Consider the following 16,524-nt stretch of genomic DNA (forward strand, 5'->3'; position numbering starts at 1 on the left):
ATCTTATTATTTCACATCGGCTGAGCCGACCTGTTTATCAGAAAGGCCAGCAGAAGATCTGCTGGCCTGTCTGTTTTTCCTTGTCAATCCAGAAAAGGTTTTGAGCGGTTCCGCGCTTAGCGCAGAGACTCCGCAAGCACGCCATCCTCTTCCATCTGGTCGAGGCGACCAAGCAGCTTGCGGGTGATGTGCTCGAGCTGATCTTTCTCGCTGGTGCTTAAAGAAGACCAGAGTTGATGCAGGCAGTTATGCTGCGGCGGTAAGACTTCACGCAAAAACTGATGACCCTTGTCGGTCAGTTGCAGGTGCAGGCAGCGACGATCGTTATCGCTTTCGCGACGCTCGATCCAGCCGCGTTTTTCCAGCTCATCGGCAATACGCGTGGCGTTGGTACGGGAAGAGCCCAGCGCGCAGCTCAGCTCGGAAGGCTGAATGCTGTGATTTTCCTGAGACTCCAGCGTGATCAGCGCCATAAATAATGTCTCGTTAATCCCCTGCGCTTTCAGCATCTTATTGCGATTTTCCAGTAGCTTACCTTGCATGTGCATGCAGAGGCGAGTGAGGAGAATCTCCTGGAAAGGGAAATCTTCATGGCGGCTGGCGCGGAATTTGAGCATTTGCTCAATGGGAGTAAACGAACTATCCATTTGGGTATGACCTCATTAATTACAGCCGATATAATAACTATTGTGACAAATAAATCAAATCAATTATTGACTAAAATTGATACTTTAAGCCTATAAAAAAGTGCCGATTTTCCATGCCACGCCGTAGGCCAGCGCGCTCAGCAGCGTCGGGATAATAATGCTGCGCGTCTTCCAGAATGCCACACCCAGCACCGCGAATCCGAGCAGCGTGGGCAGCAGTCGTCGGGAATCGCTGAGGATTTCCGGGACGCTGGAAACGATCAGCAGAGCGCAGATGGAGGCGATGCCGATGGTATCAAGCAGCACGCTAATCGGGCCGCGGCGGGCCGGGCGAGAATGGTCCGCGCGCAGGCGCAGCGGCAGGTAGCGAAACAGGTAATTCACGCAGCCGACCACGATACCGATAATAAGAACATTACTGTTCATCGGGCATCCCCTGAATGCTGGCCTGTATCAGGGCGGCCAGGCAGCCGCAGACAATCCCCGCCATAATCGCCGCCGGAATAGAAAAGAGAATCATCCCGCCCAGCGCGCCGGCCAGCGCCGCCGTCACGCTGAGCGACTGCTTGCGTTGAAATGACGCCAGCAGGAAGCTCATAAACAAGGCCGGCAGCATAAAGCTCAGGGCCGCTTCCACCGCCGGGAAACCCGCCAGCAGGCCGTTACCGGAGTAAGCGCCAAGCAGGGTACCGGACACCCATGAAATCCAGGAGGTAAAGGCGATGCCGAGCATCCAGTTTTCGCTCCAGCGGCGGTTGTCGCGTACCAGTTTCGCGGTGGCGGCCGCGAAGACCTCATCGGTCAGGCCAAAGGCCCAGAACGCCGTTTTTTGCTTATCAAGCGCACGGGGAATACGGCTACGCAGCGACGGGCCGTACAGAACGTGACGCACATCCATCGCCATTACGGTGAGCGCCGCGACCCACAGCGAACTGCCCGCCGCGATCATCGCCGTTATCACGAACTGGCTGGCGCCCGCGTAGATAATGCAGGAAAAAAACAGGCTCTCCAGCGGAGTGAAACCCAGCCGGGTAGCGTTAAGGCCAAAGGCGAAGGCCACGGGAATATAGCTAATCACAATCGGCAGGCTGTCTTTGATACCCTCGGACAGCGTGGATTCGCAGACAGGAGAGGTTTGCGTCAATGCGCCAGGTTTTTCCATTTTGCGTTATTTATTGATAATTCAAGTGAATATCACATGATTGAACGGGTAGGTTTACCTTAGCAGAGAGCGGGGTGCTTTTACACCTCGATGATTTATTATGGCACCGCGTTGATGGGCTGCTCGCAAAATCGCCCCGACCGCGTGATACGCAGCGGGGCGATAGCGTGGTGGCCTTCAACGCCCGGATCGGGGGCTAAGCACCGCCATCCGGGTCACAGGGAAGGTTACTTCTGCGCAGCCAGCGCTTCCTGTACCCAGCCATCGAACTGCTGCTGGTGGGCTTTGATCCAGCCGTCGACGTGGCCCTGAATATCCGCTTCCGAAGCGTGGCCCTCATGCATCATCGCGTTTTCGGCGTTAATGTCGGCAATCGGCAGTTTCATCAGGCTGAACAGCTTCGCCGCCGCCGGGTTTTTCTCGGCCCAGGCTTTGTTGGCGACAATGTGCATGGTGCTGACCGGGAAGCCGTAGTTCGCGCCGTTAGCCAGTTTGGTATCGATATTCTTCTGCACACCCGGCAGGGAGGAGAACGGAACCTGCAGCCAGACCACATCTTTACCCGGCTTCAGCACGTCGCTGACCCAGTACGGCGTCCAGGTGTAGTAAATCACCGGCTTGCCTTCTTTATAGCGGGCAATGGTATCGGCCATCATCGCCGCATAATTCCCCTGGTTGTGCACCACGGTCTTGCTCAGACCATAGGCATCAATCTGGTGGTTAATCACCGCTTCACAGCCCCAGCCCGGCGTACAGCCGGTGAGATCGGCTTTACCGTCGCCGTTGGTATCAAACAGTTTGGCGATTTTCGGATCTTTCAGCTGGTCGATGGACTTGATGTGATACTGCTCGGCGGTTTTCTTATCAATCAGGTAGCCCTGCGCCGCGCCGTTCACATAAACGCCTTCGCGGTAGAAGCTTTTGTCGCCCCCGGCGGCGGCGTACATATCGTCGTGCAGCGGCTGCCAGTTGACGGCGGTAAAGGTCGCATCGCCGGAGGCGAGGGAGGTGTAGCCGACGTTGTAGTCCACTTCGCTTGGCTTATCGACGGTATAGCCCAGTTTTTCCAGCGCGCGGCTCACCAGCAGGGTCTGGAAGGTCTCTTCAGTAATGGTGCTCTGGATCGGTTTGACGGTGATGCCTTTGCCTGGCAGATCGGCCGCACAGGCGACGCCGGTGGAGAGAAGGGTGGCAAACGCTGTGGCAATAATGGTGTTATGTCGCATCGTTATTCCTTATACATAAAAAGGGAAAACTGCTGACCCGGCAGGCGCACTGCTGCCGGGCGATAAGAAGATTATTTACAGAACGGGCGGGTAATCAGTCCCAGCGGGCCGCTCGCGTACCAGCGACGGTTACCGCGGCTGCGCGAGTCGCGGCCTACGGCCTGGGTCAGGCGGTCGAGAATTATCGCCAGAATCACAATCCCGACGCCGCCGACGCTCGCCAGCCCCATATCGAGACGACCGATCCCCCGCAGCACCATCTGACCCAGACCGCCGACGGCGATCATCGAGGCGATAACCACCATCGACAGGGCCAGCATCAGCGTCTGGTTAACCCCGGCCATGATGGTTGGCATCGCCAGCGGCAGCTGAACCTTAAACAGCAGCTGACGCGGGCTGGCGCCGAAGGAGCGCGAAGCCTCAATCAGGTCTGCCGGCACCTGGTTAATCCCGAGAATGGTCAAACGGACGATAGGCGGCAGGGCGAAGATAATCGTCACCACCACGCCAGGAACGTTGCCGATACCGAACAGCATGACAATCGGCACCAGGTAGACGAACGCCGGCGTCGTCTGCATGGCATCCAGCAGCGGGCGGATAATTTTGGCCGCTCGCGGGCTGCGCGCCAGCCAGATCCCCAGCGGCAGGCCGATCAGCATGCAGAACAGCAGCGCGGTCAGGACCAGCGCCAGGGTGACCATCGCCTGCGACCAGGCGCCGATGGCGCCGATAGCGACGAGGGAAATCAGCGTGGCAACGCCCATCCCCACGCTGGAGATTTGCCAGGCGATAAGGGCGAACAGCACGATAGCCACCGGAGCAGGCATACCGAGTAGCAGCTGCTGGAAGGCGCTGAGGATGTAGTCCACCGGCACGCGGATCCCCTGGAACAGCGGGCGGAAGTGGACGACGATCCAGTCGATGCCGTGCGTGACCCAGCTGTCGAGCGGGATCAGCGTTTTATGGAACGGATCCATAATGTTGAAGTGTTCCGCCTGCGGCGCGGGCGCGCTGTTCAGCCAGTCTGCGCCGCCGCCATCGGTGGGCGCCGATGCCGGGCTTCCCCAGGCGTCGGCGGATTGTGCGGCGCTATCCGCCGCCGGTGCGGTATCCCACGGGTTAGATTGATCAGCCATTGTTTGCCCCCTCGCGATCTAAAGCCTTCAGCAACATGCCTTTGGAAATGATGCCGATATACTGGTGCCCTTCATCCACGACCGGGACCGCGCACGGCGCCTGGCCTACGTGGGAGAGCAGGTCGCTGAGCGACGTTTGCGCATCCACCGCCAGCGGGGATTCGAGTAACGCCGCGTCAATTCCCTGACCTTCGCTCAGGGCGGATTTCAGCGAATCGATAGAGACAATGCCGACAAACTTATTACCACGTTCAATCACATAACCATATTCCCGGTCTTCGTCCTGCAATAATTTCAATGCTGAACGGGGGCCGAAACCGGGCGTTTTACGAATTAAGCCAACCGGGCTTCGGCGGGCAATATCTTTAGCGCTGAATACCTGGCTAATATCGACGCCGCGGAAGAAGGTTTTCACATAATCATTCGCCGGATTATTCAGTATTTCATCCGGGGTACCGACCTGAATCACCTCGCCATTTTGCATGATGGCAATCCGATCGCCAATGCGCATGGCTTCATCGAGATCGTGGGAAATAAAGACCACGGTACGTTGATGTTTCGCCTGTAATTTTGTCAGCTCATCCTGCATCTCGGTACGAATTAATGGGTCGAGGGCTGAGAAGGCTTCATCCATTAATAATATGTCAGGATTGATGGCCAGCGCGCGGGCAAGGCCGACGCGTTGCCGCATCCCGCCGGACAGCTCATCCGGGTAAGCATGCGCGTAATTCTCCAGGCCGACCTGGCGCAGCGCCTCCAGCGCCTTCTGCTGCCGCTGCTGGGTCGACATGCCTGCCAGCTCCATGCCAAAGGCGGCATTGTCCAGCACGGTCATATGCGGCATCAGCGCAAATGACTGAAATACCATGGCGATCTTTTTTCTGCGCACCTCGCGCAGCTCGGCTTCTGAAATTTTGGCGATATCGACGCCATCAATCAGCACCTGCCCGCGGGTGGGTTCAATCAGGCGATTGAGAAGGCGAACCATGGTGGATTTCCCTGAGCCGGAAAGCCCCATGATGACGAATATCTCGCCTTCTTCAATGGTCAGACTGGCGTCTTTTACGCCAAGCGAAAGTCCCGTTTTTTCCAGTAGTTGTTCTTTGGTAAATCCTTTTTCAATATATTTGAACGCTCGCTGTGGGTGCTCGCCAAATATCTTATAGAGATTCTTAATTTCTAATTTAATTGCCATGCAATTGAGGGTTTCCTGTTATTTGTATTATGTCAATATAGTACCTGGTGGAGATAATTACCGTTTTACACCCTAACATACTCAGATTCTGTGACAACCCTCAATGTCCCTCCGGCGGCGAAATGCGCGGACGGCTATCCGGCGTATTCCCCATGATAGAAGGGCTGAGCGTTGATTAGCGGCAGGTAATATTTTTTGATGATGACGGAAGCATAATTGGTAAACCAACGGATTTCTGCCGAATATTGCGGCAATGTTTCAGCGGAATATCAGGTGCGATTTTTGTGTGATAAAAGTTAATAATGTGAAATAGATCACCAGGAAACCGGACAATATTTTCCTGGTGAAAGTAAGGTTAAAAGTCCCAATCGTCGTCGGCGGTTTCTTCCGTTTTTCCCATGACGTAGGAGGAGCCAGAGCCGGAGAAGAAGTCGTGATTTTCATCGGCGTTTGGTGACAGCGCCGCCAGAATCGCCGGATTGACCGCCGCCATTTCCGCCGGGAATAACGCCTCATAACCCAGGTTCATCAGCGCCTTATTGGCGTTATAGCACAGGAAGGCGTTAACCTCCTCAATCCAGCCGCTGTCGGCGTACAGCTCCCGGGTATAGGCCAGCTCGTTATCGTACAAATCCATCAGCAGATCGAGGGCGAAATTCTTCAGCTGCTCGCGTTCTTCGGCGCTGACGTTTTCCAGCCCCTTCTGGTATTTGTAACCGATGTAATAACCGTGCACCGCCTCGTCGCGAATAATTAAGCGAATCAGGTCGGCGGTGTTGGTCATCTTGCCGCGGCTGGAAAAATACATCGGCAGCCAGAATCCGGAATAGAACAGGAACGATTCAAGGAACACGCTGGCGATTTTCTTCTTCAACGGATTATCCGCCTGGTAATATTCCAGCATCAGCTGGGCTTTGCGCTGGAGCGGCGCATTCTCTTCACTCCAGGCATAGGCGGCATCCACGTCTTTGGTCTGGCATAAGGTGGAGAAGATCGAGCTGTAGGAGCGGGCGTGTACCGCTTCCATAAAGCTGACGTTGGAGAGCACCGCCTCTTCATGGGGCGTTAGCGCGTCGGCCATCAGCGCCGGTGCGCCGGCGGTGTTCTGAATGGTGTCGAGCAGCGTCAGCCCGGTGAACACGCGGATGGTGAGCTGCTGCTCCGTCGGGGTCAGCGTCTGCCAGGCGGGAATGTCGTTAGACAGCGGCACCTTTTCCGGCAGCCAGAAGTTGCTGGTCAGACGGTTCCACACCTCCAGATCCTTATCGTCCTCAATTTTGTTCCAGTTAATAGCGCTGATACGCGTTAAATGGGTCATCCTGTTCTCCTTACAGCGCGCAGGACACGCAGCCTTCGATTTCAGTACCTTCCAGCGCCAGCTGGCGCAGGCGGATGTAATACAGCGTCTTGATGCCTTTCTTCCACGCGTAGATCTGCGCTTTGTTGATATCGCGCGTGGTGGCGGTATCGGGGAAAAAGAGCGTCAGCGACAGCCCCTGATCGACGTGCCGCGTCGCTTCGGCGTAGGTGTCGATAATCTTCTGCGGACCAATTTCATAGGCGTCCTGATAGAGCGCCAGATTGTCGTTGGTCATAAACGGCGCGGGGTAGTAAACCCGTCCGGTTTTCCCCTCTTTGCGGATCTCTATCTTCGAGACGATCGGGTGGATACTCGAGGTCGCATGGTTGATATAGGAGATCGACCCGGTCGGCGGGACCGCCTGCAGATTGCGGTTATAGAGACCGTGACGCATCACGTCGTCGCGCAGCTGCCGCCACATCTCGCGGTCGGGGAGGGTGATACCGGCGCGGGCGAACAGTTCGCGGACTTTGGCCGTTTTCGGCTGCCAGTCGCCCTGCAGATACTGGGCGAAGTACTCGCCGCTGGCGTAGCGCGACTGCTTAAATCCGGCAAAATGCTGGCCGCGCTCGCGGGCCATCAGCATTGAGGTGCGCAGGGCGTGCCAGGTGACGGTATAAAAGTAGAAGTTGGTGAAATCCAGTCCTTCCGGGCTGCCGTAGGCGATCCCTTCCCGGGCCAGATAACCGTGCAGGTTCATTTGACCCAGGCCGATGGCATGGGAAGCGGCATTGCCCGCCGCCACCGATGGCACCGAGCGAATGTCGCTCATGTCAGAGACCGCCGTCAGGCCGCGCACCGCCACCTCGACCGTGCGGGCAAAATCCGGCGAATCCATGGTGTGGGCAATATTCAGCGACCCCAGATTGCAGGAAATATCCTGACCGACGCTGGCGTAATCGAGATTCTCATCGAAGGTCGACGGGGTATTGACCTGTAAAATTTCCGAGCACAGGTTGCTCATGTTGACCCGGCCGGCAATGGGATTAGCCCGGTTAACGGTATCTTCAAACATGATGTACGGATAGCCGGACTCAAACTGAATTTCCGCCAGCCGCTGGAACAGATCGCGGGCGCGGATCCAGCGCTTGCTGACCCGCTCATCGGCGACCAGCTGCGCGTACATCTCGCTGACGGCGATATCGCCAAACGGTTTACCGTACAGACGCTCGACGTCATAGGGCGAGAACAGCGCCATCTGCGCATCCTCTTTCGCCAGCTGGAAGGTAATATCCGGAATCACCACCCCCAGCGACAGGGTTTTGATGCGGATTTTCTCGTCGGCGTTTTCCCGTTTGGTATCAAGGAAACGCAGAATATCCGGATGATGGGCGTGCAGATAGACCGCCCCCGCTCCCTGACGCGCGCCGAGCTGGTTAGCGTAGGAGAAAGCATCCTCGAGCATCTTCATCACCGGCACCACCCCGGAGGACTGATTTTCGATACGCTTGATCGGGGCGCCGGCTTCACGCAGATTGGAGAGCAAAAACGCCACGCCGCCGCCGCGTTTTGACAGCTGCAATGCCGAGTTTACCGCCCGACCGATCGATTCCATATTGTCTTCGATACGCAACAGGAAGCAGGAGACCAGCTCGCCGCGCTGCTGCTTCCCGGCATTGAGGAAGGTGGGGGTGGCCGGCTGGAAGCGCCCGCTGAGGATCTCATCGGTCAACTGCCGGGCCAGGGTTTCATCCCCCTGCGCGAGGGTGAGGGCGACCATACAGGTACGATCGGCAAAATGCTCAAGGTAGCGTTTGCCGTCGAAGGTTTTCAGCGTATAGCTGGTATAGAACTTCCAGGCGCCAAGAAAGGTCTGGAAACGGAAATGGTAGCCGTGGGCCTGCTCAAACAGCGCGAGGACAAAACCGCGGTCATAGCGGGCCAGAACGCCGGCGTCGTAGTAGCCTTCGGCGACCAGCCACTCCAGCTTATCGTTCTGGCTGGCGAAAGAGACGGTGTTAGCGTCGACATGCGTCGCCATAAAGGCGTCCACCGCCTCGCGGTCCTTTTCAAACGGAATGCGGCCGTTGCTGTCGTACAAATTCAGCATGGCATTGAGCGCGTGGAAATCCGGCGCCTCGGTGGTTATACGTTCTGCAGTTGTCGTTGCCAAAATTCGCTTACTCCTTTACGCACGTTGTCGACATCGTGTGGGGTGCCCATCAGCTCAAAGCGGTACAGGTACGGCACGCCGCACTTTTGGGCGATAACGTCGCCGGCCCGGCCGTAAGCGTCGCCGAAGTTACGGTTGCCCGCGGCAATGACGCCGCGTATCAGCTGACGGTTATGCGGGTCATTTAAAAAGCGGATCGCCTGCCGCGGTACGGCGCCGGCGGTGCCGCCGCCGCCATAGCTCGGGACGATGAGAATGTAGGGGTCGTCTACCTGGATGCGCTCCCGCTCGTTAAGCGGAATACGCACTGCGGGCAGCCCCAGACGCTGGACGAACCGGTGCGTATTTTCGGAACTGCTGGAGAAGTAGACGATCAGACTCATGCGCTGGCCGCCTGTTCTGGCCGCAGGCGGTTGATCATATCCGGGCGGAAGCCGGACCAGCGGGTTTCTCCGGCAATCACCACCGGCAGCTGACGGAAACCCTGCTCGCGCAGCATATCAGCGGCGTCCGGGTGGTGTTCGACGTTCACCATCTCAAAGGCAAACCCGCGGCTTTCCATCGCCCGTTTTGTGGCATGGCACTGAACGCAGTCATTTTTAGTGTAAATAGTAATGCGCATGATTCGTATTTCCATTTAAGATAGCAGCACGGCGCAAAAAGGCGCGACGATCGCCATCGGTTAACTGTTCAGGAAATACTAGATGTAGTTATCTAAAAGTTCAACCACGCAATATATAGCGTTTTTAGATAAGTGATGCCCTCACCGGCCAATCCGGCGAGGGGGAGGGCGCGTTGTCTGAAATTACTGGCGCATGCTGACGGCAAGGCGGTTAAAGGCGTTCATCAGGCTGATGGCGAAGGTCAAATCGCTGATCTGGCGGGCGCTAAAATGGTCCAGTAGCGGCAGGTAAACCTCATCTTCAGCATGGGTGCTGGCAATGTGAGTAACGGACTCCGCCCACGCCAGCGCCGCCTGTTCGGCCGCGTTGAAATGTTCGCTTACCCGCCAGCCTGCCAGCGCATCAAGTTTGTTCTGCGCCACCCCGGATTTACGCAGCGCTTTACTGTGCATCTCCAGACAGAATGCGCAGCCATTAATCTGCGATATCCGCAGGTAGACCAGTTCCAGCAGGGAACCCTCGAGGGTGCTTTTTTCCAACGCTATTTTGGCCTGTACCAGCGCGTGATAGACTTCCGGGCTCAGTTCATGGTAGGGCTGACGTAGTGTGCTCATGATGTTCTCCTCATTAAGAACCGCAGGTGATAGGTTTTCAGACCGCCGCAAAATAGCACTATAATGGACTGCAAAAGATAGCCATATTTTAATGAAAAAAGCAGACCATAATGGAAGCCAAAAAGGTACCGCTCTATCAGCGTCTTGCCCGGCAGTTAAAATCCGCGATCGAGAGCGGGGAACTTGCGCCCGGCAGCCGCCTGCCTGCCAGCCGGGTATATGCTCAGGAGCTGGGGGTGTCGCGGGCGACCGTGGAAAATGCCTGGGGCGAGCTGGTGGCCCAGGGCTGGCTGGAGCGGCGGGGGCAGGCGGGAACCTTCGTCAGCGAGCGCCTCAGCCCGCAGCAGGAGGCCCCGACGCGCTTCCCGGCAGGCAGCGACCCGACGGCGCCGCTGCCGTTTCAGATGGGCCTCCCGGCGCTGGATCTGTTTCCTCGCGGGCTGTGGGCGCGGGTGATGGGACGGCGGCTGCGAACCCAAACCCGCTTTGATCTGGCTCCCGGCGATCCGTGCGGGGAGATGAGTCTGCGCCGGGCGATTGTCGATTATTTACGTCTTTCGCGCAGTATTGAGTGCCTGCCGGAGCAGGTGCTGGTCACCGGCAGCTACGCCGCATCGATGACGTTGATCCTGCGTACTCTGGCGCAGCCGGGGCAACATATGTGGGTGGAAGATCCCGGGTTTCCGCTGATTCGGCCGGTTATTGCCCAGCACGGAGTTCTTCTCGATCCGGTGCCTGTGGATGACGACGGGATGGACGTGGACCAGGCGCAGCGCCGTTTTGCGGATGCGCATTTCGCGCTCCTGACGCCAGCGCACCAAAGTCCGCTGGGGGTAGCGCTGTCGCTGACCCGGCGCAGGCAGCTGCTGGCGTGGGCGGCGCAGCGCGATGCCTGGATCATTGAAGATGATTACGATAGTGAATTTCGCTATCGGGGTAAGCCGCTGCCGCCGTTGAAAAGCCTCGATGCCCCGCAGCGGGTGATCTACGCCGGCACCTTCAGTAAATCGCTGTTTCCGGCGTTACGCGCCGCCTGGCTGGTGGTGCCGCTGCCGCAGGTCGCCGCCTTTCGTCAGCAGGCGGCGCTGATGAGCTGTAGCGTCCCGACGTTGTGGCAGCAGACGCTGGCTGATTTTATTGCTGAAGGCCATTTCTGGCGTCACCTGAAGAAAATGCGCGCCAGCTATGCTCTGCGCCGACAGTGGCTGGAGTCGGCTTTGCTGGCGCACGGTTTTGGCGTGGTCCCGCAGCTGGGGGGGATTCAGCTGGTCATCACGGTGGAGGGCGACGATCGGACGCTGGCGCGGCGGGCAAGGCAGGCCGGGCTGGCGGTGCAGGCGTTGAGCGACTGGCGAATGCACAGCCATGGCGAGGGGGGATTACTGGTGAGTTTTACCAATGTGTCATCGATGGAGATGGCGGCAGAGTGGGTTCGTCAGCTCAGAGAGGCCCTGTCTGGCTGTGAGGAGTAAAGCCGCTGATCGTGGAGGGGATTCGGCTAAACGGTGGTTTGGCCGACTTAAAAAAGCCGCTCGCGCCAGCACGCAATGCGGCAACAAAAAGCCCCTGGTGCCAGGGCACTCAGGGGCAGACGCGTATTTGTTATCTTCATGTATCGTTTATATTATCGACGTAAATTCAATAATACGCCAATAAATAGCCCAACTGCGGCGGCGGCACCCACGCTTTGCCACGGTTTATCGTGCACATAGGTGTCGGCACAGCCAACGGCGTCGCGGGCGGCCTGCTGTACGCGGTTATTACCATTCAGCCGGGCACGTGTCTCTTTAAGCAGCGCCTGAGCTTTTTTCCGTGCGACGTCAGCTTCCTCTTTCGCATCACTGCCCCACGATTTCAGCACCTCTTCCAGCGAATCTGCTAATTGACTGACATCGTTATGAATATCTTCAGCGCTTTCATCGACATTGTTGCGGTTCAGACGGTTAGCCATCATTTTCTCCCTTAATTCCGTTGAGTCATTAAGTGTAGAACAAGATTTTGAATTATGCTTTTTCAGTATGGTTTCTGGAATTTTCCGAAAGCACTGCCAATGATGAATAAGGTAAGGTAAATGTGCGGTAAAAGATAACGAGGAATGAGTATGTATTTAAGACCCGATGAGGTGGCGCGTGTTCTTGAAAAAGCCGGCTTCACCATGGATGTTGTGACGCAAAAAGCGTACGGCTATCGCCGTGGCGATAATTATGTTTATGTGAACCGCGAAGCGCGCATGGGGCGTACCGCTTTAATTATTCATCCGGCTTTAAAAGAGCGTAGCAATTCGTTGGCGGAGCCCGCGTCGGATATCAAAACCTGCGATCATTATGAGCAATTTCCGCTGTATTTAGCCGGGGAAGCGCAGCAGCATTATGGTATTCCACACGGGTTCAGTTCGCGGATGGCGCTTGAGCGTTTTTTGAGTGGACTATTTGGTGATGCGCAGCCGACTCTGTCTCACAGCTAATCGTGCGCCTGATACGGCGTGAGGCGGGGGACATTTTCAGCGACTGGCGTGAGCCAGTCGCGGATAGTTTAGCGGCTCAGGCTTTCGCCTGCTGGTAGGTGCTGACGCGGAACAGTCGGCGGCAGTAATCGAGGAAGTAACCGTAAACCGCCCCCATCATCATCGATACCGCGATGTTGGAACTTACCGCTGCGGCTATTTGATGCCAGTCAGCACCCACGGCAAACAAAATCGCGACGTACACCGGCGACTGAAAAGTCACGTAGGCCACAACGTCGGCAATATTCTTCATCCCGGCGGAAGGGCTGATATGGCGCGCCAGACGCATTGCGCGGTCGCGGTAAAAGCCATAGGGAACGGCGATAATAATGTTCACCGGAATTGCCACCAGGCGTGAAGATAACGACTGCTCAAAAGTCATTCCGGAGAGAAAAATTTCGATCATCATGTTCACAACGGTGCAGTAAACCACCATTGCAAAGGTGTCTGCTACCGCATGACGCAAGCGGGACTGCGCAGAGAACATCGGTATGCTCCTCGAAAATGAAGTTTGTTACGCCAAAAAATACGCGCTTTTGCAGCGTTTTGGGTTGCCTGTTTTGATGTGCGTAGATTATATCTCTGCATTGAAAGTGGCAACTAGCTATAAATTTTTATTTATTGGCTTTTTGTCGATAAAATACTCTGTGGAAGCTCGTTTTGTGTCCCTTGCGCTACTTTCGCTCTGTATTTGTATTTTTTGTTTATATATCAATATGTTGTTATTTTTCTGTTGCCGCGTGGCGGGTAGGGCGGAGAGGAGGTAACGGGCGATTTTAGCCCGAACGCACGTTTCAGCGTGATGGAGATCGCTTTTAGAATTATTTATGCCGTTTTGCCGGTTAATTCAGCATTAGATTCTGTTTTTTGTTGTAGTTGCATATTCGACTTTTGTGCATGTTCATTCGTTTATAGCCTGCTATTGGCTGGCATGCCTGCGCAAGATATTCTGCTAACCTGCTGACCATACAGGTAATATAGAGGCTGAGGTTATTTCGACGGCTTTTTATTCTATTCAGACTGCCGGCTGATTAATCCCTGGTCTTAATTATCTGCGCGCCGTAGTCATTCGTCGCTGAATTAAAGTTGCTGGCGGGGAATATATTTAATTAATTCTATTAAAGGTGGCAATATATACCCTCATATATTAAAGTGTCCCGGTAGTATTGTCTTATTTGCAATTTGGGATCGTTTGATTATTTATGTCTTTAATGTTACAGAAGTTGAATAATATCCGCTCACTGCGAGCGATGTCGCGTGAATTCTCCATTGACGTGCTTGAAGAAATGCTGGAAAAGCTTAGGATCGTCACTGAAGAAAAACGTTCAGAACAGCTGGCTGCCCGTGAGCAGAAAGCTGAATACCAGGAGAAAATTAATACCTGGCTGGAGTTGATGATGGCGGACGGCATTACGCCTGATGAGCTGGTGACGCAGAACGCGGGTCAGCCGAAGGCGGTGAAAAGACGCCAGCCGCGCCCGGCAAAATATCGTTTCACTGATTTTTCCGGTGCCGAGAAAACCTGGACCGGTCAGGGGCGGATGCCAAAGCCGATTGCCCGTGCGATAGCGGCAGGCGCAACGCTGGAAAGTTTCCTGATTTAATGGCTGTCGACGATCGTCGAAATAATGGCCTGGAAATAACGGTGGGGCTACCCACCGTTTATATTAGCAAACGCCAAAATCGCCTTCTTCTTTATAAGGCGTGACGTCAGCCGACTTCAGAGTATATTTCTCTCCCTGCTCATTGCTGGCCTGTACGACGACGATGTGATCTTCGTCGACTGCTACAACCTTCAGTTTTGGACCGCCTGCGCGCGGCTGAACCAGATCGCCTGGTGAATACATCGCTGTTCTCCTCTGTACTGATGAATGAATAACGCTACGTTCACCTTAGCCCAGCTAAATATCAATGTACAACTGAGCTGAAGGGGTAGGCGTCAGCAGGCATCCGGGCAACCACCGCGTGACATCGATGGGTGACTCGCTCGTCTGCCGCAGGCGATCTTGTCAGTGACGCCGTTCCGCTACTTTCTTCCGCTACGTGCGGCGCGGCGGTAGAGCGTACTGCGTGCGACGCCCAGGGCCTGCGCCGCTTTACTGATGTTGCCGTTGTAGGTTGTCAGGGTGTCGGCAATCAGCTGGGCATCGTGCTGCTGGAGTCCACGGGCTGGGGTGACAGCAGGGCGGGGGCGATATTCGGCGGGTAAATCATCCACGTCTAGCCTGTCGCCATCATCAGCCAGCGCCAGCAGCACCTTCATCAGGCTTTGCAGCTGGCGCACGTTGCCAGGCCAGGGCTGGAGCGACAGGTGCGCCAGAAGCGCAGGCGCCAGCTGCACGCGGCGCTGTTCGGCGCCGAGCGTCTGCCACAGCTGCTGGATAAAGGCCGGCAGCGCTGGCCATTCCCGCAGCGGCGGAATGGTGAGTGCGAATTCACGCAGGCGATACAGCAGGTCCTCGCGAAACGTGCCGTCAGCTACGCGCTGCGTCAGGTTACGGTGGGTGGCGCAAATTAGCGCAAAGTTGACCGGTGAACTTTGGCTGGCGCCGAGCGGAGTGACCTCTTTTTCCTGCAGTACCCGTAGCAGCCGGGTCTGTAGCAGCATCGGCATATCGCCGATCTCGTCGAGGAACAGCACCCCGCCGTCAGCCTCGCGAATTTTACCGCTATAGCCGTTTTTACTGGCGCCGGTGAAGGCGCCCGGCTGATAGCCAAACAGCTCGGATTCAATCAGCGATTCCGGTATGGCGGCGCAGTTAATGGCCACAAATTTACCGCTGCGCCAGCGGCTGTGCCGATGGAGCGTACGGCTGACAAACTCTTTCCCGCACCCCGTTTCTCCCTCAATACATAGCGCGATGCCGGCATTGAGCAGGCGCACCATTTTTTCCCCTTCGCGCGGGCTGGTGAAAGGCAGGTCGGGGGCGGGGGGCGGCACCGACACCGGCGCCGGAACCGGTACCGCCACGCTGCTCCGGGCCGGCGCGCGTAAACGGTAATAATAGCTTTGCCGCCGGGTAGTGAGCGGCAGTGGGATGCTGACGGCGGTTTGCGCCAGCTGCGGAAACAGCTGCTGGAAGGTCATTTTCCCTAATTGTTTGCTATCGAGGTCCAGTTCGCGCATGGCCAGCCGGTTGCCGGCCGTCAGTACGTTATCGGAAAAGACCAGCAGCAGCTCTTCAACGCTATCGAGTTTGTGGGGCTGCGCGTGCAGGCTCATCAGCCATTGCTGTGGGTGTAAGCTCTGTTTCACCCATAGATATTCAATCTGTTTTGCCGCCGCCTGCACCCACGCCAGGGTGTGGGGGTGAGGGAAGTGGGCCGGGCCGGAAATATCCAGCACCCCGGCAATCTGTCCGTCAGGGCTCTGCACCGGCATCGCGGCACAATAGAGATCCTGGTTGCTGGTCAGAAAGTGCTGGCGGCCGTCGATTTCACAGCTGTCGTCGATGGCCAGCGCGGTACCGATAGCGTTAGTGCCGCGCCCGCTTTCGCTCCACACGTTTCCCGGAGCGAGGGCAAAACTCTGCGCTTTCTGCATGGCGTGCATATTGCCAAAGGTTTGCAGTACCAGGCCGCTGGCGTCAGAGAGGATCACCACCGACTGGAGGTCGGCCACCTTGCGTGACAGGGTGTTAACCACCGGCTGCGTAAGCTGCTGTAGCTGGGTATGGCTGGCCAGCGCATCCGCCAGCTCGCTGGCGCGCAGGCGAGGAAAATCATCCGTGGTCGGTTCCAGGCCATACCGCTGGCTCCGAAACCAGGAATCGCTGAGCAACGGATTGGTTTTCACCTCGGGATCGAGGGTAAACGAATTGCCTCGCACGGAGCACCTCATGGTCGATTTTGCTATGTTGCAACATTGTAGCTTTATAGTTTCTTATGTGTTGCGATTTGCGACACATAAGCGACATTCGGTGCTGAGGAAGAGAAGGTGTAGCT

General features: G+C 56.3%; 18 protein-coding genes. 3 read left to right on the forward strand and 15 right to left on the reverse strand.

Features of this window, described 5'->3' with window-relative positions; all coding sequences use genetic code 11:
• Positions 1 to 116: 116 nt before the first annotated feature.
• The 11 genes from mprA to ACI2JR_RS15015 all read right to left on the reverse strand — a co-directional run bounded on the left by mprA (position 117) and on the right by ACI2JR_RS15015 (position 10,076).
• Positions 117 to 647 (reverse strand): transcriptional repressor MprA, encoded by a 531-nt coding sequence (gene mprA, locus ACI2JR_RS14965; protein WP_041146855.1) that lies wholly within the window; start codon positions 645 to 647, stop codon positions 117 to 119.
• 90 nt (positions 648 to 737) lie between these two features.
• Entirely contained in the window at positions 738 to 1,073 is a 336-nt protein-coding gene (ygaH, locus tag ACI2JR_RS14970; RefSeq protein WP_462478875.1) for an L-valine transporter subunit YgaH, read from the reverse strand.
• Positions 1,063 to 1,809: an AzlC family ABC transporter permease gene (locus tag ACI2JR_RS14975; RefSeq protein ID WP_462478876.1), complete on the reverse strand. Its 747-nt coding sequence runs from the start codon at positions 1,807 to 1,809 to the stop codon at positions 1,063 to 1,065. The genes ygaH and ACI2JR_RS14975 overlap by 11 nt, the downstream gene beginning before the upstream one ends.
• A gap of 227 nt (positions 1,810 to 2,036) precedes the next feature.
• On the reverse strand, positions 2,037 to 3,035 hold the full coding sequence (gene proX / locus ACI2JR_RS14980; RefSeq protein WP_132730397.1) for a glycine betaine/L-proline ABC transporter substrate-binding protein ProX: 999 nt from the start codon (positions 3,033 to 3,035) through the stop codon (positions 2,037 to 2,039).
• Between the two features lie 71 nt (positions 3,036 to 3,106).
• A complete protein-coding gene (proW, locus tag ACI2JR_RS14985) occupies positions 3,107 to 4,171 on the reverse strand; it encodes a glycine betaine/L-proline ABC transporter permease ProW (protein WP_132730396.1) in 1,065 nt (354 codons plus the stop codon).
• Positions 4,164 to 5,366 carry a glycine betaine/L-proline ABC transporter ATP-binding protein ProV gene (gene proV / locus ACI2JR_RS14990; protein WP_132730395.1) on the reverse strand — a complete coding sequence of 401 codons (1,203 nt, stop codon included), beginning with the start codon at positions 5,364 to 5,366 and terminating at the stop codon, positions 4,164 to 4,166. Before proV ends, proW begins: the two co-directional genes overlap by 8 nt.
• Positions 5,367 to 5,721: 355 nt before the next feature.
• Positions 5,722 to 6,684 carry a class 1b ribonucleoside-diphosphate reductase subunit beta gene (gene nrdF / locus ACI2JR_RS14995; protein WP_132730394.1) on the reverse strand — a complete coding sequence of 321 codons (963 nt, stop codon included), beginning with the start codon at positions 6,682 to 6,684 and terminating at the stop codon, positions 5,722 to 5,724.
• Positions 6,685 to 6,694: 10 nt separating this feature from the next.
• Positions 6,695 to 8,839 (reverse strand): class 1b ribonucleoside-diphosphate reductase subunit alpha, encoded by a 2,145-nt coding sequence (gene nrdE, locus ACI2JR_RS15000; RefSeq protein WP_462478877.1) that lies wholly within the window; start codon positions 8,837 to 8,839, stop codon positions 6,695 to 6,697.
• Positions 8,812 to 9,222 (reverse strand): class Ib ribonucleoside-diphosphate reductase assembly flavoprotein NrdI, encoded by a 411-nt coding sequence (gene nrdI / locus ACI2JR_RS15005; RefSeq protein WP_462478878.1) that lies wholly within the window; start codon positions 9,220 to 9,222, stop codon positions 8,812 to 8,814. Before nrdI ends, nrdE begins: the two co-directional genes overlap by 28 nt.
• Positions 9,219 to 9,461, reverse strand: a complete 243-nt coding sequence (gene nrdH / locus ACI2JR_RS15010) for a glutaredoxin-like protein NrdH (RefSeq protein ID WP_132730391.1) — start codon at positions 9,459 to 9,461, stop codon at positions 9,219 to 9,221. The genes nrdI and nrdH overlap by 4 nt, the downstream gene beginning before the upstream one ends.
• Before the next feature lie 183 nt (positions 9,462 to 9,644).
• Positions 9,645 to 10,076, reverse strand: coding sequence for a carboxymuconolactone decarboxylase family protein (locus ACI2JR_RS15015; RefSeq protein ID WP_132730390.1), 432 nt, complete (start codon positions 10,074 to 10,076; stop codon positions 9,645 to 9,647).
• Between the two features lie 110 nt (positions 10,077 to 10,186).
• Here ACI2JR_RS15015 and ACI2JR_RS15020 point away from each other — a divergent pair, with 110 nt between their 5' ends.
• Positions 10,187 to 11,548, forward strand: a complete 1,362-nt coding sequence (locus ACI2JR_RS15020; protein ID WP_132730389.1) for a MocR-like pyridoxine biosynthesis transcription factor PdxR — start codon at positions 10,187 to 10,189, stop codon at positions 11,546 to 11,548.
• A 152-nt stretch (positions 11,549 to 11,700) separates the two neighbouring features.
• Here ACI2JR_RS15020 and ACI2JR_RS15025 read toward each other — a convergent pair whose 3' ends face one another.
• The gene (locus ACI2JR_RS15025) at positions 11,701 to 12,027 is read right to left on the reverse strand and encodes a DUF883 family protein (protein WP_132730602.1); all 327 of its coding nucleotides are present in this window, start codon (positions 12,025 to 12,027) and stop codon (positions 11,701 to 11,703) included.
• A gap of 150 nt (positions 12,028 to 12,177) precedes the next feature.
• On the opposite strand from ACI2JR_RS15025, the gene ACI2JR_RS15030 reads away from it, so the two are divergent.
• Positions 12,178 to 12,540 (forward strand): DUF2002 family protein, encoded by a 363-nt coding sequence (locus ACI2JR_RS15030; protein WP_132730601.1) that lies wholly within the window; start codon positions 12,178 to 12,180, stop codon positions 12,538 to 12,540.
• A gap of 76 nt (positions 12,541 to 12,616) precedes the next feature.
• Here the strand turns inward: ACI2JR_RS15030 and alaE are convergent, their stop codons facing one another.
• The gene (gene alaE / locus ACI2JR_RS15035) at positions 12,617 to 13,066 is read right to left on the reverse strand and encodes an L-alanine exporter AlaE (protein WP_132730388.1); all 450 of its coding nucleotides are present in this window, start codon (positions 13,064 to 13,066) and stop codon (positions 12,617 to 12,619) included.
• A gap of 715 nt (positions 13,067 to 13,781) precedes the next feature.
• On the opposite strand from alaE, the gene stpA reads away from it, so the two are divergent.
• Complete coding sequence (stpA, locus tag ACI2JR_RS15040; protein ID WP_132730386.1) at positions 13,782 to 14,183, forward strand: DNA-binding protein StpA; 402 nt, start codon at positions 13,782 to 13,784, stop codon at positions 14,181 to 14,183.
• A gap of 63 nt (positions 14,184 to 14,246) precedes the next feature.
• On the opposite strand, the gene ACI2JR_RS15045 is transcribed toward stpA, so the two are convergent.
• Together ACI2JR_RS15045 and ACI2JR_RS15050 are read right to left on the reverse strand one after the other, a co-directional pair.
• The gene (locus ACI2JR_RS15045) at positions 14,247 to 14,426 is read right to left on the reverse strand and encodes a hypothetical protein (protein WP_132730385.1); all 180 of its coding nucleotides are present in this window, start codon (positions 14,424 to 14,426) and stop codon (positions 14,247 to 14,249) included.
• Positions 14,427 to 14,605: 179 nt separating this feature from the next.
• Positions 14,606 to 16,408, reverse strand: coding sequence for a sigma-54-dependent Fis family transcriptional regulator (locus ACI2JR_RS15050; protein ID WP_132730384.1), 1,803 nt, complete (start codon positions 16,406 to 16,408; stop codon positions 14,606 to 14,608).
• Positions 16,409 to 16,524 lie beyond the last annotated feature (116 nt).

The sequence above is a fragment of the Klebsiella sp. NPDC088457 genome, from assembly GCF_044900465.1.
Taxonomy (GTDB): domain Bacteria; phylum Pseudomonadota; class Gammaproteobacteria; order Enterobacterales; family Enterobacteriaceae; genus Klebsiella.